Genomic DNA, 18137 nt, shown 5'->3' with positions numbered 1-18137 from the left:
ACATTCTCCGGATTGAACGGGCATCCGCTCGAAGACACGCCGTCGGGGAGCCTAGGATTCCCCCTAACACCTCAACACCTCACCGGTCTCTTTCGACAGGAACCCCATGAGCGACACATCCTCCCCCTTCGGCTTCGAGCTCGTGCGGCGTGGGTACGACCGCGGTCAGGTGGATGACCGCATTACCAAACTCGTCGCCGACCGTGACAGTGCTCTGGCCCGAATCACCTCTCTGGAAAAGCGCATCGAGGAGCTCCATCTCGAAACGCAGAACGCCCAGGCCCAGGTCAGCGACGCCGAGCCGTCGTACGCCGGTCTCGGCGCCCGCGTGGAGAAGATCCTCCGGCTGGCCGAGGAGGAGGCGAAGGACCTGCGTGAGGAGGCCCGCCGCGCCGCCGAGCAGCACCGCGAGCTCGCCGAGTCGGCGGCCCAGCAGGTGCGCAACGACGCCGAGTCGTTCGCCGCGGACCGCAAGGCGAAGGCCGAGGACGAGGGCGTCCGGATCGTCGAGAAGGCCCAGGGCGAGGCCAACACGCTGCGCTCCGAGGCGCAGAAGGACGCGCAGTCCAAGCGCGAGGAGGCGGACGCCCTCTTCGAGGAGACCCGCGCCAAGGCCGCCCAGGCCGCCGCGGACTTCGAGACCAACCTGGCCAAGCGCCGCGAGCAGTCCGAGCGGGACCTGGCGTCCCGTCAGGCCAAGGCGGAGAAGCGGCTCGCGGAGATCGAGCACCGCGCCGAGCAGCTGCGCCTGGAGGCGGAGAAGCTGCGCACCGACGCCGAGCGCCGGGCCCGCCAGACGGTGGAGACCGCGCAGCGCCAGGCCGAGGACATCGTGGCCGACGCCAACGCCAAGGCGGACCGGATCCGCAGCGAGTCGGAGCGCGAGCTGGCGGCGCTGACCAACCGCCGCGACTCGATCAACGCCCAGCTGACCAACGTCCGCGAGATGCTGGCCACGCTGACCGGTGCGGCGGTCGCCGCCGCCGGCTCCCCGGCGGACGACGAGCCGGTCTCCCGCGGGGTCCCGGCCCAGCAGACCCGCTGACGCCCGCCGACAGCGGCCCGTACGCGGCCGGGGACGACACTCCGTCGTCCCCGGCCGCGCCGCGTTTCCGGGACAGCCGGAACGACGGGCCCGCGGGCGTCCGCGGCACGTCCCGTACGGGGATCGCGCGGGCGTCCGCGGCACGTCCCGTACGGGGATGGTCGCGCGAAGCCCCCACAACGGCCCGGGGCGCGGGATAATCAGGCCATGATCGAGCTAGCAGGGCTTACCAAACGGTTCGGTACGAAGACGGCGGTGGACCATCTCTCCTTCCAGGTCCGCCCCGGGGTGGTGACCGGGTTCCTGGGGCCCAACGGGGCCGGGAAGTCCACCACCATGCGGATGATGCTCGGCCTGGACCATCCGACCAGCGGGACGGTGCGGATCGACGGGAAGCACTACCGGGAGCTGGCGGAGCCGCTGCGGAACATCGGCGCGCTGCTGGAGGCCCGGTCGATGCACCCGGGGCGCAGCGCGTACAACAACCTGCTCTGCCTGGCGCAGTCCAACCGCATTCCGGAACGCCGGGTCGGCGAGGTGCTGGACCTGGTGGGACTGGGCGCGGTGGCGAAGCGGAAGCCCAAGGGCTTCTCCATGGGGATGGGGCAGCGGCTCGGCATCGCCGCGGCACTGCTCGGCGATCCCCGGGTGCTGCTCTTCGACGAACCCGTCAATGGTCTGGACCCGGAGGGAATTCACTGGGTGCGCAATCTGATGAAGGCGCTGGCCGCCGAAGGCCGGACGATCTTCGTTTCCAGCCATCTGATGAGTGAAATGGCGCTGACCGCTGACCATCTCATCGTGATCGGGCAGGGCAAGCTGCTCGCGGACACCTCGATGGCGGAATTCATCCACCAGAACTCCCGCAGTTATGTGCGGTTGCGTTCACCGGAGCCGGTACGGCTGCGGGAGGCGCTGACCGCCGGCGGGCTGGCGGTCGCCGAGGGCCCGGACGGGGTCCTGGAGGTGGACGGGGCGAGCACCGAGCAGGTCGGCGACCTGGCCGGTGCCCAGGGGATCACCCTGCACGAGCTGAGCGCCCAGCGGGCGTCGCTGGAGGAGGCGTTCATGCAGATGACGGCGGGCGCGGTCGAGTACCACGCCCATCACGGTTCCGCCGCCGGCCCGGTCGCCGCCGGGCCCGACGCCGCCGGGCAGGCCGCCGACGGGGCCGAGCCCCGCGGCCCGCGCTGGTCGAAGGAGGGCTGAGCGATGGCTTCGGCGACCGCGGTCCTCCGCTCGGAGTGGACCAAGATCCGGACGGTGTCCTCGACGGTGTGGACGCTGGCGAGCGCGCTGCTGGTCACGGTGGGGGTGAGCGCCGGGCTGTGCGCGCTGTCCAACGCCACCTTCGACGACCTGCCCGAGCCCGAGCGGCTGACCTTCGACCCGGTGCTGATCAGCTTCGCGGGGCTGACGCTCGGGCAGCTGGCGATGGTGGTGTTCGGGGTGCTGGTGGTCGGCACCGAGTACAGCTCGGGCATGATCCGCAGCTCGCTGGCGGCCGTGCCGCGGCGGGCCTCCTTCCTGTTCAGCAAGATCGCCGTGGCGGGGGCGCTGGCCTTCGTGGTCGGGCTGGCCACCAGCTTCCTCTCCTTCTTCCTGGGGCAGGCGCTGCTGGGCGAGCACTCCACCTCGATCGGCGAGGAGAACGTGCTGCGCGCGGTGGTCGGCGGCGGGCTCTACATGGGGCTGATCGCGCTGTTCTCGATGGGTGTGACCGCGATGCTGCGCTCCACCGTGCTGTCGCTGGGCATCCTCGTCCCGTTCTTCTTCCTGGTGTCGCAGATCCTGGCCGCGGTGCCCAAGGCGAAGGAGGTCGCCCGGTACTTCCCGGACCAGGCCGGCAGCAAGATCCTCCAGACCGTCCCCAACGCGATGAACAGCGACCCCGCCCCGTACGGCCCGTGGGCGGGACTGGGGATCATGGTGCTCTGGGTGGCGGCGGCCCTGCTCGGCGGCTACCTGGTGCTGAACAAGCGGGACGCGTAGCCGGGGCGGTGACGGGCTTGGCCGGAACCGTCAACGGCTCGATAGTCTCTTACCTCTTACGGGGGCCATCGGTGCTTGTGCCGCAGGGGCCCGATGACCACGACCTGTTCGATGGGGCTGGAGAATGATCGAGGCAGTCGGCCTGACCAAGCGCTATGGCGCCAAGACGGCCGTGTACAACCTTTCCTTCCAGGTGAGGCCGGGTACGGTGACCGGCTTCCTGGGGCCCAACGGCTCCGGCAAGTCCACGACCATGCGCATGATCCTGGGGCTCGACCAGCCCACTTCCGGCCATGTGACGATCGGCGGCCACCCCTACCGGAAGCTGCCGAACGCCCCCCGCCAGGTGGGCGCGCTGCTGGACGCCAAGGCGGTGCACGGCGGGCGCAGCGCCCGCAGCCATCTGCTGTCCCTGGCGCAGCTGGCCGGCATCCCGGCCCGCCGGGTGGACGAGGTGCTGGGCGTGGTCGGGCTCCAGAGCGTGGCCAAGCGGCGCTCCAAGGGCTTCTCGCTGGGCATGGGGCAGCGCCTCGGCATCGCCGCGGCGCTGCTCGGCGACCCGCAGGTGCTGCTCTTCGACGAGCCGGTCAACGGGCTGGACCCGGAGGGCATCCTCTGGGTCCGCAACCTGATGAAGGCGCTGGCCGCCGAGGGCCGCACGGTCTTCGTCTCCTCGCACCTGATGAGCGAGATGGCGCTGACCGCCGACCACCTGATCGTGATCGGCCGCGGCCAGCTGATGGCCGACATGAGCGTGAAGCAGTTCATCTCGGCGAACTCCGCGGACTTCGCCCGGGTGCGCACCCCCGACACCGAGCCCACCCAGCGGGAGAAGCTGGTCACGGTGCTCGCCGAGGCCGGCGGCCAGGTGCTGTCCGAGCCGGACGGGGCGCTGCGGATCACCGGGCTGCCGCTGCCGAGGATCAGCGACCTGGCGCACGGCGCGGACGTACGGCTGTGGGAGCTCTCCCCGCACCAGGCCTCGCTGGAGGAGGCGTACATGCGCCTGACCCAGGGGGCGGTGGACTACCGCTCCACGGACGACCGGAAGGCCGGGCTGATGCAGCAGCAGCCGCCCGGCTACCTGCCGCCCCAGCCGCAGCCGGTGGTCCCGGAGGTGCCCCAGCAGGGCTGGTACGCCCCGCCGCCGCCCGGGCAGAACCCGTACGCCGGCGGGCAGGGCCCGTACGCGGGTGCCCCCGCCCCGCAGCCGCCCGCGGGTCCGCCGTCCGCGACCGCGCCGGGCGCGCCGGTGTCCGGTGGTCCGGCGCCCGTGCCGGGACCGGCCGTACCGGCGGACGCCCCGCCCGTGCCGCAGGCGCCGCCCGCCGCCGCCCCCGCAGACCTGAGCAAGAACGAGGACCCCCGATGAGCGCCGCGTACCCGCCCTCGCAGCAGCAGTACACCTCCCCCATCCCGGTCCGCCGGGCGCACCTCGGGGACGCGCTGGCCTCCGAGTGGACCAAGATCCGCTCGGTGCGCTCCACCCTGTGGACGCTCGGCGTCATGGTGGCGCTGATGCTGGCGGTGGGGCTGCTCATCGCCTGGGCGGTCTCCAGCGTGGACACCGGCAGCGGTGAGACCGCGACCGGCGGGGAGCCGGTGTTCGTCCTCGGCATCTACGGGGTGCTGCTCGGCTCGCTCTGCGTGGTGACGCTGGGCGTGCTGACCATCGCCTCGGAGTACGGCACCGGGATGATCCGCACCACCCTGACGGCCTGCCCGAGCCGGGGCCGGGTGCTCACCGCCAAGGCCGTGGTGTTCTTCCTGCTGGTCTTCACGGTGACCACGGCCACCGCCACGCTGGTCGCCGCCGCCCAGGTCGGCGTGATCGACGGCCCGGAGCCCACCGGTGAGCAGTGGCTGCGCGCCACCGTCGGCGCCGGACTGTTCGTGGCCACGCTCGGACTGCTGGCACTGGGTGTCGGGGCGCTGGTGCGGCACTCGGCCGGCGCGATCACCATCATGATCGGGGTCATCCTGCTGCCGCTGGTGGCGGGGCTGTTCATGATGGGCACCGAGTCCCTGCGGGGCGTGCAGGAGTTCCTGTTCAAGTACGCCATCCCGAGCCTGCTGATCGGCTTCTACAGCGAGTCCGGGCTGATCGACGGCGGTCCGCACGGCTGGACGCCGCTGGGCATCCTCGCCGGGCTGGCCGCGGTGGTGCTGGGCGGCGCGTATCTGATGCTGAGCAGGCGGGACGTGTAACCGGACACCTGCCCACGGGGTGGGGCCGGGGCGTCTACGGTGACGGGGCCACGCGGTTACGGGGCCGCGCCGGGCCCGAGTACGATGATCCGACCGTACGGATGGGGGTGTCCGCGCGGACCCGGCGGCCCGGCGGTCGCGCCAGGTGCGGACCGCGCCCCGCCGCCGTACCGTCCCCCGCCGTACCGTCCCCGGACCGCTTCCCCGGACAGCCCGAGAGCCAAGGAGACCCGCCCCGATGCATGCCCGCCGCCGGACGCCCACCTGGGCCTGGGTCTCGGTACTCACGGCGGCTGCCCTGGTGGTCGTGGCCGTGCTCGCCGTCCAGGCGCGCGGCAAGGTCCCCGAGGGCGGGGTCGCCTCGGCCAAGCCGGCCTCCTCCCCCTCCGCCTCCCCGGGCGGCTCCCCCGCTCCCCGCCCCACCCCGAAGCAGGACGCCCTGCCGGACGGTTCCGGCGAGGGCCGGCGGGTGGTGTACTCGCTCGGCCGGCAGCGGGTCTGGCTGGTCGGCGAGAACGAGCTGCCGCTGCGCAGCTTCGCGGTCTGGCCGGGCGGCGTCGCCCCGGCCGAGGGCGACCACAAGGTCTCCACCCGCCGTGCCTCGGGGAACGGCTCCGACGGGGTGCCCGTGGAGCATGTCGTCTACTTCGCCAACACCGAGGGCGTCTGGGTGGCCTTCTCGCACGCCGCGGACGGCGCCTCGCCCACCTCCTCGCCCGAGGTGCGCGGCGGCGCGGTGCGGACCAGGGAGTCCGACGGCGAGGCGCTGTGGGAGTTCGCCGCCACCGGTACGCCGGTGCGGGTCGTCGGCTGAGCCCGTCCGCCCCGCCTCAGTGGCGCGGGGCGTTCCTGGACCGCTGCACCCGGCTGGTGCGGCGGTCCTTGGCGTTCCAGCAGGCCTTGTGCCAGTGCCGGCGGTCGTCCACCCCGCCGTACTCCGGCCAGGCCACCACATGCGGTACGCCCGAGGGGATCTCCTGGTCGCAGCCCGGGCAGCGGTAGCGCTTGCCGGTCGCCCCGGCGCCCGCGACCTGGCGGACCGCCCACTCCTCGCCCTGCCAGGACTCGGTGCGCTGGAACCCGCCGTAACGGTCCCCCGGCTCGGCGGCGTCGGCGTTCGACTGGTCGCCGCCTCGGGGGCGGTTGCGGCGCGGGGACACGTCGGGCACCTCTCTCACAGCGCGTACGGACCGGTCCCCCAGCCTAAGGGCCGCACGGGAGGCCATCCGCCCGTTCGCCGACCGCTGCCGGGAGGAATCGTTTTGCCTTCTTGTCCCGACAAGAGGTGATCGCACAAGAGCTCATCCCACCACCCGACTGATCCAACAACCCACTGATCCAACAAAAGTTGCCGCCTGCCCGTTGCCTTTGGCACGTGTCGGCCGTTGCTCTGGGAGGGGAGCCGCGTCGGCCGGTCAAGGAGGCAGTTGGCGATGCGCGTGGGGACTTTCGTACTGGCGGCCCAGTTTCCCGGCCAGGGGCAGGGCGAGACGCTGCACCGGGCGGTGCGGTCCGCCGAGGTGGCCGAGGAGGCGGGGCTGGACTCGGTCTGGCTGGCCGAGCACCACTTCGTGCCGTACGGGGTGTGCCCCTCCGCGGTCACGCTCGCCGCGCTGCTGCTCGGGCGGACCCGCCGGATCCGGGTGGGCACGGCGGTGAGCGTGTTGCCGACGGCGCATCCGGTGGCCCTGGCCGAGCAGGCCGCGCTGCTCCATCTGACCTCCGGCGGCCGGTTCACGCTCGGTGTGGGGCGCGGCGGGCCCTGGGTGGACCTGGAGGTCTTCGGCGCGGGTCTGGACGCCTACGAGCAGGGCTTCCCCGAGTCGCTGGACCTGCTGCTGCGCTGGCTGCGCGAGCCGCGGGTGTCCGCCGAGGGCCCCCGCTACCGCTTCCGCGAGGTCGCCGTGGTCCCCCGCCCGGACGAACTGCTGGACCCGCCCGGGCGGACCGCGTCCGCCGGGCCGGAGGCGATCGTGGCCTGCACCTCCCCGGCGTCCGTACGGCTGGCCGCCGAGCGCGGGCTGCCGATGCTGCTGGGCATGCACTGCGGCGACGAGGACAAGGCCGCCATGACCGCGCTCTGGCGGCAGGAGGCGCTGGCCGCCGGACACGGCCCCGAGGAGGTGGCGCGGACCGCCTCCCGCCATGTGTCGGCGGGCGTGGCGCAGCTGGCCGACCGCACCCAGGACGCGGCGGAGACGCTGCTGAAGTCGCTGCCCGGCTGGCTGAGGCAGGGGCTGGACGCGCATGTCACCGTCGACGGGCGGCAGCGGGCCATGCGCGACCCGGTGGCGTACACCGAACTGCTGTGCCGGCTGCACCCGGTGGGCACCCCGGAGCGGGCGGCCGACCGGCTGGCGGCGACCGCCGAGCGGACCGGCATCACCCGGTTCGCGCTGCTGGTGGAGGGCTCCGGGGACCTGGCGGCCACCGAGGAGAACGTACGGCGGCTGGGCGCCGAGGTGCTGCCCCGGCTCGGCTGACCGGGGCCGGGGCCCGCACCGCCCCGGCCCCGGCTCCTGTGCGGGCCTCGCCGCCGGCAGCCGCCCGTACCACCGGCGTCCGCCCGTACCGCCGGCGACCGCCCTCACTCCGGCACCGTCCCCGCCCCGCCCGGCGAGTACGGCACCGGCCGGTGGCCGCGCCCCTCTGGTGGCCACCGCGCTCGGGCCGGCGTCCCGGCCCGGGTTGACCGCGTGCCTCGGGCGCGCCGCTGTCCGCGGCGCCCGGCGCCCGCCCCGTGGCGCGGGGCGGCGGCACGGTGGGTCAGCAGTCGCGCAGTTCCGGGGACTGGTTCAGCAGCTGGGCCCGTACGGACGTGAAGCGGGCCAGCCGCTCGTCGGCCGAGGGGTCCAGCGGGAACACCGCGACGCGGTGGCAGTTCTGGAAGGCCAGCCGCACACCGAAGTGCCGTTGCAGCGCCCCCCGGATCGCATCACTCGCCAGCGCGCGCAGCAGCTGGCCGCGCGCCTGCTCGTCCGGCGGAGGCGTCTGGTTGTCGGCGAACGCACCGCCGTCCACCTTCAGCTGGGCCACCAGGTTGCTGATCATCTGCCAGGCGAAGGGCAGGGAGGTCCGGACGCAGTCGACGAAGGCGGCTTCGTCGACCTCGCCTCGCTCGGCCTGTTCCAACAGCGCCGGTGAGACGTCGAGCGACATGGGTTCTCCTCTCGGACCCCTGGGACGGGGGTCTTACGGGCAGGGAAGAAGGCACCCGCCGTTACACGCAGCGTGTACGCGCGGCAACCTCCTGTCTCCACGGTAAGCGCGCTGTCCGGACCGCACCAGGCGAACGGGGCCACAACCGGCCACGGAAGAAGGGGATTTCAGGGCCGAATCGCGCATGGCCAGGTCCGTCGAGTAGCGTTGCCGACCATGCGTCTCGTCATTGCCCGCTGCTCCGTGGACTACGCGGGCCGGCTCACCGCCCACCTGCCCTCCGCACCCCGACTGATCCTGGTCAAGGCGGACGGCAGCGTGTCGATCCACGCCGACGACCGAGCGTACAAACCGCTCAACTGGATGTCGCCGCCGTGCACCCTCAAGGAGGGCGACGGCAGTGTGTGGACGGTCGTCAACAAGGCGGGCGAGAAACTGATCATCACGATGGAGGAGATCCTCCACGACTCCTCGCACGAACTGGGCGTCGATCCCGGGCTGGTGAAGGACGGCGTGGAAGCGCACCTCCAGGAACTGCTCGCCGACAGGATCGAGACACTGGGCGACGGTTACACGCTGATCCGCCGCGAGTACCCCACCGCCATCGGGCCGGTGGACATCCTCTGCCGGGACGGCGGCGGCGCCACCGTGGCGGTGGAGATCAAGCGGCGCGGCGAGATCGACGGCGTGGAGCAGCTGACCCGCTATCTGGAGCTGCTCAACCGCGACCCGCACCTCGCGCCGGTCCGGGGCGTGTTCGCCGCCCAGGAGATCAAGCCGCAGGCCCGGGTGCTGGCGACGGACCGCGGCATCGGCTGCGTGGTACTGGACTACGACGGGCTGCGCGGCATCGAGGACGACAAGCTCAAGCTCTTCTAGTACCCACGGGCATGAGTACGGCCCCGGGGCGCCGCGTTGGCGCGTCCCGGGGCCGTTGCCGTCTCTCGGGGGCCTCCCGCGGGGCCCGTTGCCGTCTCTCGGACCCTCAAGGCCCCGTCAGTCGGCAGCCGGCCGTCAGTCGGCCGAGGCGCTGCCGCCCGCGCCGCCGCCGGCCGCCTGGGCGCCTCCGGCGTCGCTGCCGCCGCCGGAGGAGGAGCCCGCACCGCCCTGGTTGCCGCCCACCGGGTCGGTGCCGCCGGTCGGGTCCGTGCCCCCGGTGGGATCCGTGCCGCCGGTGGGGTCGGTGCCGCCCGTCGGGTCCGTGCCGCCGGTCGGGTCCGTGCCGCCGGTGGGGTCGGTGCCGCCCGTCGGGTCGGTGCCCCCGGTCGGGTCGGTGCCCCCGGTGGGATCGGTGCCCCCGGTGGGGTCCGTACCGCCGGTGGGGTCGGTGCCGCCCGTCGGGTCGGTGCCGCCGGTGGGGCCGCTGGTGGTCGGGCCGCTGGTGGTCGGGCCGGGGGTGCCGGTCGACGGGTCGGTGCCGTCCGGGGAGCTCGGCTTGTCCGACGGGGTGGGCGACTCGGTCGTGCCGTCGTCCCCGCCGGGCCCGGAGGTCGCCCCGGAGTCGCCGGAACCGCCCGAGGCGGCGGCGCCCCCGCCGGTGGTGCCGGGCAGCTGCCCGCCCGGGTCGCGGGTCGAGCCCTCGGCGGGCTCGTCGGTGCCCGGGCCGCCGTCGCCGGTGTCCTTGGGGGTGGACCGCTCGGTGATGACCTGCCCCGGGTCGGCCTTGCCGTCGCCGGAGGTCGCGCCCAGGGTGACCACCGTGCCGAGCACGGCCACCAGCAGGGCGCCGGCGCCGACCGCGGCCAGATTGCGCCGGGCGCCGCTCAGCAGGGTGCGCCGCACCCGGGAGCCGCGGCCGGTGGGGCCGGACACCATGGTGGGGGCGCTCACCGACCAGCCGGGCGAGGTGGCGGCCGACCGGGCGGCCGGCAGACCGAGCGGTGTGCCGACCGGGGTGTCGTACGCGGGCACCGGACCCGGCGGCGGGGTCTTGGACAGCCCCGGCAGATACGGCAGTCCGGCCGCCGCCGGTACGCCGCCGGCCGGTGAGGCCGGGCCCTCCTGGCGGGGCGGGACCAGCGCGAGCGGCGCGGGCTCCTCGCCGGGGCGGGCGCGTTCGCAGTCGGCGACCAGGGCGAGGGCGCGCCGGCCGGCCACCGCACCGCGCTTGTCGGCCAGCGCCCCGCGCATGGAAGTGGACGCCTCCAGCTCGGCGCGGGCCCGGTCCAGATTGCCGGCGCAGAGCGCGATGATCCCCAACTCATGGTGGATGTACGCCTCTTCGGCGACCTCACCGGCGATCCGGGCGGCCTCGGAGCCGGCCCGCAGGGCACGCTCCCAGGCGCCCCAGTGCAGGGCCGCGGCGAAGGCGGGCGCGGCGCTGCGGGCGAGCAGCACCACCGAACTGGCGTGCCCGGCCTCGGCGCTCGGCAGCAGCGCGGTCATCGCGGCGAGCACCGAATCGGCCTCGGCGGCGACCCGCTCGGGGCTGACCGAGGGGTGGCCGGTCCACCAGGCGTAGTGCCGGGCGGCGCTGTGCGCGCGGGCGTCGGCGCCCTCCCCGTAGCCGTCGGCGGTGAGCTGGGTGAGCACCCCGGCGGCCAGCCGGTAGCGGGGGCCGGCCGGGCTGAGCAGTCCGCAGCGCAGCAGTTCGCCGAGGGCGGCGTCCGCGTGGGTGTCGCCGACCAGCGCGGGCAGATGCGCGGGGTGCGGGACCTCGCCGCCGAGCGCGACGGCGAAGCGCAGGGTCTCCCGGGCCGCCTCGGTCAGCCGGGAGGCGAGCAGCGGGGCGGGGGCGGCGCCGTCGCCGAGCGAGGGCAGCGGAGCCGCGTGGGTGTCGGCGAAGACGTCGTCCTCGTCGTACTGGGAGAGCGCGTCGGGGTCGGCGGGCGCGGGGCTGAGCTCGTCGCGCTGCCGCAGCAGGGCGGCGGCCTGGACGAACCGCAGCGGCAGCCCCTCGGACTCGAACCAGAGGTCGCCGGTCCAGTTGGCCTCGTCCTCGGTGAGCGGCCGGTCCACGGCGCGCCTGACCAGCTCCACGGCGGCGTCCCGGTCCAGTCCGGGCAGCGGCACCTCGTCCATCCAGGCGCCTTCGGAGGGCTCCACGGTGCCGCTGAGCGCGGCGCACAGGAAGACGCTCTCGGGTACGGCGTCCAGGAGCTCGTCCAGCGCGGCGCCGCCGAACTCCAGGTCGTCCACGACGATGACCGCGTCCAGCCCGGTGAGGGCGGCGGTGAGCCCCTCGCGGTCGGGGCGGTGCCCGGGGGCGTGCAGCACGGCCGCGTGCAGCTCGTACAGCACCTCGGCGGGGGTGCGGCCCACTCCGCTGAGCCGGATGACGCCGTCCTCGGCGAGCTCGGCGCAGTCGGCGGCCACCGCGTCGAGGAGCGCGGTGCGCCCGGAGCCGGCCGGGCCGGTGACCAGGGCGGAGCGGTCGCGGGCGAGCAGCCGCAGCAGCCGCTCCCGCTCCTCCTCGCGGCGCAGCAGGGGCAGCGGCGCCGCGGCGGGGGTGGCGGGCACCGGCGGGCCGCCGGCGCGGGTGTGCTCGGCGCGCTCCTCAGTGGTGCGGCGGCGCGCCTCCTCGGGCTTCCGGCCGGGCGGGCAGTGCTCTATCTCGCTGCCGTCCACCGGGTTGACGGTGAGCAGGAAGCCGCCGGAGACCAGTTGGGTGGTGCGGACCCGGCCGGAGCCGCCACCGAGCGCGCCGGGGACGAGCGGGGACGTGGCCGCCTCGTCCCGCGGTTCGGGGGCGGGGGCGGGGCGGTCATCGGCCTCGGCGGGGCCGGCGGACGCACCGCCGTCGGCGTCCCGGGAGGCGCCGGGCGCCCCGGCGGCGAAGCCGTCGAAGGAGCCGACCGCACCGGCCGCGCCGTCGACGGGGGGCTGGTGGAGGTCGCGGGTGCCGCCGGTAGCGGCGTCGCTGGCGTCGGTGCCGAAGTCGTCGTCCGGTCGCCGGTCGATCGGGTCCAAGGTGCAAGCCCCCATGTAGCGCGGTGCGTCGTCAGCCCATCCCGGCCTTCCCGCACGCCCGCTGCCGCTTCCGGTCCGGTGCCCGCGCTGGTTCTCGTTTTGATGGGCGGGCGTCAAATCCGCACCCTAGACGTTAACCCGATGTGATTGAAGAGCCGGGGTCCCCCCGTGCCCACAACGTCACCGTCTTGTGAGCCGGAAGCGGTACGGGCCGGGCCCGCGCGCCGCCGCCGGGTCAGACCCGGGGCAGCGAGTCGGCGGCGAGGCCGCCCTCGATGGCGAGGATGCGGTGCAGCCGGGTGGCCACCAGCAGCCGCTGCATCTGCGGGGGCACGCCGCGCAGCACCAGCCGGCGGCCGCAGCGCCCGGCCCGCCGGTGGGCGCCCATGATGACGCCGAGGCCGGTGGCGTCCCAGGAGTCGAGTCCGGTCAGGTCGAGCACCAGGTCGCCGGCTCCGTTGTCGACGGCCGAGTGCAGGACCGTACGGGCGTCCGCCGCGCTGCGGACGTCGAGGCGGCCCCCGACGACCAGCTCGGCGTGGTCGCCCCTGATGTGCATATGCGCTCCCGGTGAGTGCTGCGTCTGCGTCGTCACGTCTCCGCCGTCATCCCTGCGCCGGTGTCCGCCCGCCGCCGTGCCGGCGTGCGCCCGACGGGCCGGTGGAACAGCGGGATCGGCGTCATCTCTTCGTGTCCTCGTGGTCCTGTCTTTCTATGCACCAACTGACTGTCCGACAGGCACAGCCGTTGCGCCTTGTAAGCGAACCGATACCGAATTCACCCCAGGGGGTGATGGACGGGCGCTCCGCACCGGAGGAAACCGCCGGGAACCATCGGAAACGTTCAGGAACGTGGCGACGGTCCCCGGTCGGTGTGCGCCCGGCCCCGCCCGGCGCGCTCCGTGCTCGTACGCGCTCAGTGCTTGTAGAAGCCCTGCCCGCTCTTGCGGCCGATGTCACCGGCGTCCACCATCCGGCGCATCAGCTCCGGCGGGGCGAACTTCTCGTCCTGGGACTCGGTGTAGATGTTGCCGGTGGCGTGCAGCAGGATGTCCACGCCGGTCAGGTCGGCGGTGGCCAGCGGCCCCATGGCGTGGCCGAAGCCCAGCTTGCAGGCGGTGTCGATGTCCTCGGCGGTGGCCACGCCCGACTCGTAGAGCTTCGCCGCCTCGACGACCAGCGCGGAGATCAGCCGGGTGGTGACGAAGCCGGCCACGTCGCGGTTGACCACGATGCAGGTCTTGCCGACGGACTCGGCGAACTCGCGGGCGGTGGCGAGGGTTTCGTCGCTGGTCTTGTAGCCGCGCACCAGCTCGCAGAGCTGCATCATCGGCACCGGCGAGAAGAAGTGGGTGCCGACCACGCGGTCCGGGCGCTCGGTCACCGCCGCGATCTTGGTGATCGGGATGGCGGAGGTGTTGGAGGCGAGGACGGCCTCCTCGCGGACGATCTTGTCGAGGGTGCGGAAGATCTCGTGCTTGACCTCCAGCTTCTCGAAGACCGCCTCCACCACCAGGTCGGCGTCGGCGACCGCGTCCAGGTCGGTGGTGGTGGTGATACGGGCCAGGGCGGCCTCGGCGTCGGCGGCGTCCAGCTTGCCCTTGGCCACGAACCGGTCGTAGGACGCCTTGATGCCGTCGGTCCCGCGCGTCAGCGCGGCGTCGGTGACGTCGCGCAGCACCACGTCCCAGCCCGCCTGGGCGGAGACCTGCGCGATTCCGGAGCCCATGAGTCCGGCACCGATGACGGCGAGCTTCCTGGCCACGTTTCTTCCCCTTAACGCCCGTTTGCTTGTCTGCTGCTACGTGCTCTACCTGCTCTCCGGCGGAGGCTATCGGGCCCGGGCGAGCCTGTGGCGGCGAAGAGATACGCGTCACGTCTCATCTGACGGACATCACACCGTGACGGTGCGTCATGACCGTTTCAGGGGCGCCGTACCGCGTATCCGAGCACCCTCGGGGCGAGCAGTTCCTCGATCTCGTCCAGCAGGACGAGGGCGTCCCGGGAGACCTCGGCGGGGTCGCGGCGCTCCAGCATCCGGGCGGAGATCCAGCCCATGACCGTGGTCTGCACCCAGTGCAGCTGGCCCGCCACCAGCTCGGGCAGGAGCGGGCCGTCCTCCTCGGCGGCCTCCGCGCGCACCGCCCGGACCAGGGCGTCCAGGCTCTCCTCCCTGATCCCTCCCAGCCGGGCGCGCAGGGTGGGGGCCTCGCTGACCACCTTCATGAAGTCGGCGTAGCCGGCGAAGAGCCCGACGGCGGGCGAGCAGCCCTCCACGGCCTCGCGCAGCTCCCGCAGCAGGGCCCCGGCGGCGGACTCCCCGGTGCGCCGGCCCCGCACCCAGCGGGCGGGCCGGTCGACGGTGTCCTCGGTCCGGTCGAGGAAGAGGTCCTCCTTGGCCGGGAAGTAGTTGTAGACGGTGTTGACCGAGACGTCGGCGACGCGGGCGATCTCCCCGATGGTCACCGCGTCGAAGCCCCGCTGGAGGAACAGCAGGGTGGCGGTGTCGGAGATGTGCTGCCGGGTCTGCCGCTTCTTGCGCTCCCTGAGCCCCTCGGTCGCCGCCATGGCCTTCCGCTCCCTCGCCCTGCCTCGCCCGCCCGTCCCGCACCGCCGGCGCCATCGTATCTTCCTGCACCCCCTCAAAAATTAGAGTCATTGCAAACTTTAAGCGACTCTGATTTCCTGTCGCCATGACCCTCATCGAGACGGCCGGACTGGCCTATACCTTCGCCACCCCCGGCGGCCCCGTGCGGGCCGTGCGCTCCATCGACCTGACGGTCAGGCCGGGCGAGATCCTGGGCTTACTCGGCCCCAACGGCGCGGGCAAGACCACCACCCTGCGGATGCTCACCACCCTGCTCGCGCCGACCGGCGGCACCGCCACCGTGGCCGGCCGCGACCTGCTGCGGGACCCGGCCGGGGTACGGGAGCGGATCGGCTACGTGGCCCAGGGCGGCGGGCTCGACCCGGCGCTGACCGTCCGCGAGGAGCTGACCACCCAGGGCAGGCTGTACCGGCTGCCGAAGGCCGAGGCGGCCGCCCGTACCGAGGAGCTGGCCGCCGAACTCGGCCTCAGCGCACTGCTGGAGCGCCCCTGCGCGGCGCTCTCCGGCGGGCAGCGGCGGCGGCTGGACATCGCCATGGCGCTCCCGCACCGACCCCGGGTGCTCTTCCTGGACGAGCCGACCACCGGGCTCGACCCCGGCAGCCGGGCCGACCTGTGGGACCTGGTGCGGCGGCTGCGCGACGAGCACGGCACCACCGTGGTGCTGACCACCCACTACCTGGACGAGGCGGACGCGCTGGCCGACCGGCTGGTGGTGATCGACCACGGCCGGGTGGTCGCCGAGGGCGCCCCGGCGGCCCTCAAGGAGCGGTACGCCGGGTCCCCGGCCGCCTCGCTCCAGGACGCCTTCCTCGCCCTCACCGGCCGCCGCCCCGCCCCGGCCACCCCCACCCCCGCCGCCGTCTGACCACCCGCGTCCCCGGAGGTTCCCTTGCTCGTCCACGACACCACGCTGGTCTTCTCGCGCTACGCCCGCCAGACCCTGCGCTCACGGTTCCAGATGCTCTTCGGGGTGCTCATGCCCCTGCTCTACCTGCTCTTCTTCGGGCCGCTGCTCACCGGTCTGCCGCTCGGCGGCGCGGGCGACTCCTGGCAGGTGCTGGTCCCCGGACTGCTGCTCCAACTGGCGCTCTTCGGCTCCTCGTTCGCCGGGTTCGCGATCATCGTGGAGAAGAACACCGGGGTGGTCGAGCGGATGCGGGTGACCCCGGTCAGCCGGCTCGCCCTGCTGCTGGGCCGGGTGCTGCGGGACGGGGCGGTCTTCGTCCTCCAGGCGGTGCTGCTGGTGCTGGTGGCGGTCGCCATGGGGCTGCGCGCACCGCTGGCCGGCGTACTGATCGGCTTCGCCTTCACCGGGGTGCTCACGGTGGCGCTGGCCTCCCTCTCGTACGCGCTGGCGCTGCGGGTGGCCAGGCCGCACGAGTTCGGCCCGGTGGTCAACGCGACGACCATGCCGCTGATGCTGCTCTCCGGGCTGATGCTGCCGATGGCCCTGGCGCCCGGCTGGCTGGACCTGCTTTCCCGGCTGACGCCGCTGCGGTACCTGGTGGACGCGATGCGCGCCGCGTACGTCGGCGACTACACCGGTCCCGCGATGCTCTGGGGCCTGCTGGCCGCCGTCGCTCTCACGACCGCCGGGCTGACCATCGGCGCCCGTCTCTTCCGCCGCGCGGCTCAGTAGGCTGGCCGCATGGTCAATCTGACGCGCATCTACACCCGTACCGGCGACCAGGGCACCACGGCGCTCGGTGACATGAGCCGCACCGCCAAGACCGACCGGAGGATCGCCGCGTACGCCGACGCCAACGAGGCCAACGCGGCGATCGGCACCGCCATCGCGCTGGGCGCCCTGGCCGAGGACGTGGTCAAGGTCCTGGTCCGGGTGCAGAACGACCTGTTCGACGTGGGCGCGGACCTGTCGACACCGGTGGTGGAGAACCCGCAGTACCCGCCGCTGCGGGTGGAGCAGTCCTACGTCGACAAGCTGGAGGCGGACTGCGACCGCTATCTGGAGGAGCTGGAGAAGCTGCGCTCCTTCATCCTCCCCGGCGGCACCCCGGGCGCGGCCCTGCTGCACCAGGCCTGCACCGTGGTCCGCCGCGCCGAGCGCTCCACCTGGGCCGCGCTGGAGGAGCACGGCACGTCGATGAACGCGCTCACCGCCACCTACCTCAACCGCCTCTCCGACCTGCTCTTCATCCTCGCCCGCACCGCCAACAAGGAGGTCGGCGACGTCCTCTGGGTCCCGGGCGGCGAGCGCTGAGACACGCCGCCTCGGCGGCGAGGAACCGGTCTGCGTCCGGCGGGGGTCTGCCGTGGGAGGCGCCGACGCGCCGGAGAGGTCCGCGAGGACCTCGGCCAGTGTGAAGCGCGGCGCGCCCCCTCGCCGGCGAGGGGGCGCGCCGCCTGCCGGGCGAGCAACGACCAGTGTGCCGAACCCGGCAGGCGTGCGCGGCGATTCGCCGCGTCCGGGACGAGCGGTACGGAGGCGGGCCCCCGCACCCGTCCCCGTACCGCCCGCCCCACCGGCCGCCGGGTCACCGCAGCCGTGCGTCCTGCGGCTTCGGCTCGGGCTTCGGTTCCCGGGCGGGGGCCTTCCGGGGCCAGAGGGCGTAGGAGAGGGCGATCAGGCCGTGGATGCCGGCGGCCCGCCAGGCGGTGTGCATCCAGCTGTACAGGGAGGTCGTGCGGGCGGGGTCGTCCACGTAGAGGACGGCCAGCCAGAGCAGGCCGGTGGCGACCGCCGCCGCGGTGAGGGTGCCGAGCCAGACGCGGCCCTCGTGGGCGGCGCGGGCCAGGCCGTAGCGGGGCGGGCCGGGCGGCTTGGGGGCGCCGGCGAAGCGGTGGGCGGCGTGGCCGTCGAGCCACTTCACGGTGCGGTGGCCGTGGCCCGCGGTGTAGCCGATGTAGAGCGCGGCGATGCCGTGCTTGGCGCTGGGGTCGGCCCCGTTCTTCAGGTCCACGGCGGTCGCCACCAGCAGCACCACCTCCAGCAGCGGCTCGCAGAGCAGCAGCGCGGCGCCGGTGCGGGGCATCCGCAGCACATAGCGGGCGCCGAGCCCGGCGGCCAGCAGCACCCAGAAGCCGACCTCGCAGACGATGATGAGGGTGACGATCACGGCGGGTCTCCTTTCCCGGTGCCTCCAGCCTGGCGGGGCGGGGCGGCCGGATCGTCGTCGGCGGTGAGGAGATGGCACTGCATCCTTCGATGGAGCGGGGCGGGGTGGCGGTTCGCCCGGGGCGGGGACGCCGGGGC

Annotated in this window: 18 protein-coding genes; 11 read left to right on the top strand and 7 right to left on the bottom strand. The window is 73.9% G+C overall.

Annotated elements, in window-relative coordinates; translation table 11 throughout:
* Window positions 1–106: 106 nt before the first annotated feature.
* From M1O15_RS08805 to M1O15_RS08780, 6 genes are all read left to right on the top strand, one after another.
* Window positions 107–1045, top strand: coding sequence for a coiled-coil domain-containing protein (locus M1O15_RS08805; RefSeq protein WP_248632706.1), 939 nt, complete (start codon window positions 107–109; stop codon window positions 1043–1045).
* A 207-nt stretch (window positions 1046–1252) separates the two neighbouring features.
* Entirely contained in the window at window positions 1253–2254 is a 1002-nt protein-coding gene (locus M1O15_RS08800) for an ABC transporter ATP-binding protein (RefSeq protein ID WP_248632705.1), read from the top strand.
* Between the two features lie 3 nt (window positions 2255–2257).
* Complete coding sequence (locus M1O15_RS08795; RefSeq protein WP_248632704.1) at window positions 2258–3037, top strand: ABC transporter permease; 780 nt, start codon at window positions 2258–2260, stop codon at window positions 3035–3037.
* Window positions 3038–3161: 124 nt separating this feature from the next.
* Window positions 3162–4409, top strand: a complete 1248-nt coding sequence (locus M1O15_RS08790) for an ABC transporter ATP-binding protein (protein ID WP_248632703.1) — start codon at window positions 3162–3164, stop codon at window positions 4407–4409.
* Window positions 4406–5245 carry an ABC transporter permease gene (locus M1O15_RS08785; RefSeq protein ID WP_248632702.1) on the top strand — a complete coding sequence of 280 codons (840 nt, stop codon included), beginning with the start codon at window positions 4406–4408 and terminating at the stop codon, window positions 5243–5245. Before M1O15_RS08790 ends, M1O15_RS08785 begins: the two co-directional genes overlap by 4 nt.
* 238 nt (window positions 5246–5483) lie before the next feature.
* Complete coding sequence (locus tag M1O15_RS08780) at window positions 5484–6059, top strand: hypothetical protein (protein WP_248632701.1); 576 nt, start codon at window positions 5484–5486, stop codon at window positions 6057–6059.
* A gap of 16 nt (window positions 6060–6075) precedes the next feature.
* On the opposite strand, the gene M1O15_RS08775 is transcribed toward M1O15_RS08780, so the two are convergent.
* On the bottom strand, window positions 6076–6405 hold the full coding sequence (locus tag M1O15_RS08775) for an Rv1322 family protein (RefSeq protein WP_248632700.1): 330 nt from the start codon (window positions 6403–6405) through the stop codon (window positions 6076–6078).
* A gap of 273 nt (window positions 6406–6678) precedes the next feature.
* Here M1O15_RS08775 and M1O15_RS08770 point away from each other — a divergent pair, with 273 nt between their 5' ends.
* Window positions 6679–7728, top strand: a complete 1050-nt coding sequence (locus M1O15_RS08770) for an LLM class flavin-dependent oxidoreductase (RefSeq protein ID WP_248632699.1) — start codon at window positions 6679–6681, stop codon at window positions 7726–7728.
* A gap of 283 nt (window positions 7729–8011) precedes the next feature.
* Here M1O15_RS08770 and M1O15_RS08765 read toward each other — a convergent pair whose 3' ends face one another.
* Entirely contained in the window at window positions 8012–8404 is a 393-nt protein-coding gene (locus M1O15_RS08765; protein WP_248632698.1) for an SCO5389 family protein, read from the bottom strand.
* A gap of 216 nt (window positions 8405–8620) precedes the next feature.
* Here M1O15_RS08765 and nucS point away from each other — a divergent pair, with 216 nt between their 5' ends.
* Window positions 8621–9283, top strand: coding sequence for an endonuclease NucS (gene nucS, locus M1O15_RS08760; protein ID WP_248632697.1), 663 nt, complete (start codon window positions 8621–8623; stop codon window positions 9281–9283).
* A 135-nt stretch (window positions 9284–9418) separates the two neighbouring features.
* On the opposite strand, the gene M1O15_RS08755 is transcribed toward nucS, so the two are convergent.
* The 4 genes from M1O15_RS08755 to M1O15_RS08740 all read right to left on the bottom strand — a co-directional run bounded on the left by M1O15_RS08755 (window position 9419) and on the right by M1O15_RS08740 (window position 14880).
* Window positions 9419–12313 carry a P-loop NTPase family protein gene (locus tag M1O15_RS08755; RefSeq protein ID WP_248632696.1) on the bottom strand — a complete coding sequence of 965 codons (2895 nt, stop codon included), beginning with the start codon at window positions 12311–12313 and terminating at the stop codon, window positions 9419–9421.
* Between the two features lie 235 nt (window positions 12314–12548).
* Window positions 12549–12872, bottom strand: coding sequence for an STAS domain-containing protein (locus M1O15_RS08750; protein ID WP_248632787.1), 324 nt, complete (start codon window positions 12870–12872; stop codon window positions 12549–12551).
* A 356-nt stretch (window positions 12873–13228) separates the two neighbouring features.
* Window positions 13229–14077 (bottom strand): 3-hydroxyacyl-CoA dehydrogenase family protein, encoded by an 849-nt coding sequence (locus M1O15_RS08745; protein WP_248632695.1) that lies wholly within the window; start codon window positions 14075–14077, stop codon window positions 13229–13231.
* 158 nt (window positions 14078–14235) lie between these two features.
* Window positions 14236–14880 carry a TetR/AcrR family transcriptional regulator gene (locus M1O15_RS08740; RefSeq protein ID WP_248632694.1) on the bottom strand — a complete coding sequence of 215 codons (645 nt, stop codon included), beginning with the start codon at window positions 14878–14880 and terminating at the stop codon, window positions 14236–14238.
* A gap of 125 nt (window positions 14881–15005) precedes the next feature.
* On the opposite strand from M1O15_RS08740, the gene M1O15_RS08735 reads away from it, so the two are divergent.
* Genes M1O15_RS08735 through M1O15_RS08725 form a run of 3 tightly spaced genes read left to right on the top strand, consistent with a single transcriptional unit; the run spans window position 15006 to window position 17144 of the window.
* The gene (locus tag M1O15_RS08735) at window positions 15006–15788 is read left to right on the top strand and encodes an ABC transporter ATP-binding protein (RefSeq protein ID WP_248632693.1); all 783 of its coding nucleotides are present in this window, start codon (window positions 15006–15008) and stop codon (window positions 15786–15788) included.
* A 24-nt stretch (window positions 15789–15812) separates the two neighbouring features.
* A complete protein-coding gene (locus M1O15_RS08730) occupies window positions 15813–16562 on the top strand; it encodes an ABC transporter permease (protein ID WP_248632692.1) in 750 nt (249 codons plus the stop codon).
* Between the two features lie 9 nt (window positions 16563–16571).
* Window positions 16572–17144, top strand: a complete 573-nt coding sequence (locus tag M1O15_RS08725) for a cob(I)yrinic acid a,c-diamide adenosyltransferase (RefSeq protein ID WP_248632691.1) — start codon at window positions 16572–16574, stop codon at window positions 17142–17144.
* Window positions 17145–17418: 274 nt separating this feature from the next.
* Here the strand turns inward: M1O15_RS08725 and M1O15_RS08720 are convergent, their stop codons facing one another.
* Window positions 17419–18000: a hypothetical protein gene (locus tag M1O15_RS08720; RefSeq protein ID WP_248632690.1), complete on the bottom strand. Its 582-nt coding sequence runs from the start codon at window positions 17998–18000 to the stop codon at window positions 17419–17421.
* Window positions 18001–18137: the final 137 nt, after the last annotated feature.

The organism is Streptomyces lichenis (assembly GCF_023218175.1).
GTDB classification, from domain to species: Bacteria; Actinomycetota; Actinomycetes; order Streptomycetales; family Streptomycetaceae; genus Streptomyces; species Streptomyces lichenis.
Note: the sequence above shows the minus strand (reverse complement) of the source record. Positions and strands in the feature narration are given on the sequence as shown.

What these genes read in the sequence shown, in the direction of transcription:
- M1O15_RS08785 (WP_248632702.1), top strand. Translation starts at nt 4,406, where the DNA reads ATGAGCGCCGCGTACCCGCCCTCGCAGCAGCAGTACACCTCCCCCATC.
- M1O15_RS08765 (WP_248632698.1), bottom strand. Translation starts at nt 8,404, where the DNA reads ATGTCGCTCGACGTCTCACCGGCGCTGTTGGAACAGGCCGAGCGAGGC.
- M1O15_RS08725 (WP_248632691.1), top strand. Translation starts at nt 16,572, where the DNA reads ATGGTCAATCTGACGCGCATCTACACCCGTACCGGCGACCAGGGCACC.
- M1O15_RS08790 (WP_248632703.1), top strand. Translation starts at nt 3,162, where the DNA reads ATGATCGAGGCAGTCGGCCTGACCAAGCGCTATGGCGCCAAGACGGCC.
- M1O15_RS08780 (WP_248632701.1), top strand. Translation starts at nt 5,484, where the DNA reads ATGCATGCCCGCCGCCGGACGCCCACCTGGGCCTGGGTCTCGGTACTC.
- nucS (WP_248632697.1), top strand. Translation starts at nt 8,621, where the DNA reads ATGCGTCTCGTCATTGCCCGCTGCTCCGTGGACTACGCGGGCCGGCTC.
- M1O15_RS08750 (WP_248632787.1), bottom strand. Translation starts at nt 12,872, where the DNA reads ATGCACATCAGGGGCGACCACGCCGAGCTGGTCGTCGGGGGCCGCCTC.
- M1O15_RS08735 (WP_248632693.1), top strand. Translation starts at nt 15,006, where the DNA reads ATGACCCTCATCGAGACGGCCGGACTGGCCTATACCTTCGCCACCCCC.
- M1O15_RS08770 (WP_248632699.1), top strand. Translation starts at nt 6,679, where the DNA reads ATGCGCGTGGGGACTTTCGTACTGGCGGCCCAGTTTCCCGGCCAGGGG.
- M1O15_RS08740 (WP_248632694.1), bottom strand. Translation starts at nt 14,880, where the DNA reads ATGGCGGCGACCGAGGGGCTCAGGGAGCGCAAGAAGCGGCAGACCCGG.
- M1O15_RS08805 (WP_248632706.1), top strand. Translation starts at nt 107, where the DNA reads ATGAGCGACACATCCTCCCCCTTCGGCTTCGAGCTCGTGCGGCGTGGG.
- M1O15_RS08795 (WP_248632704.1), top strand. Translation starts at nt 2,258, where the DNA reads ATGGCTTCGGCGACCGCGGTCCTCCGCTCGGAGTGGACCAAGATCCGG.
- M1O15_RS08800 (WP_248632705.1), top strand. Translation starts at nt 1,253, where the DNA reads ATGATCGAGCTAGCAGGGCTTACCAAACGGTTCGGTACGAAGACGGCG.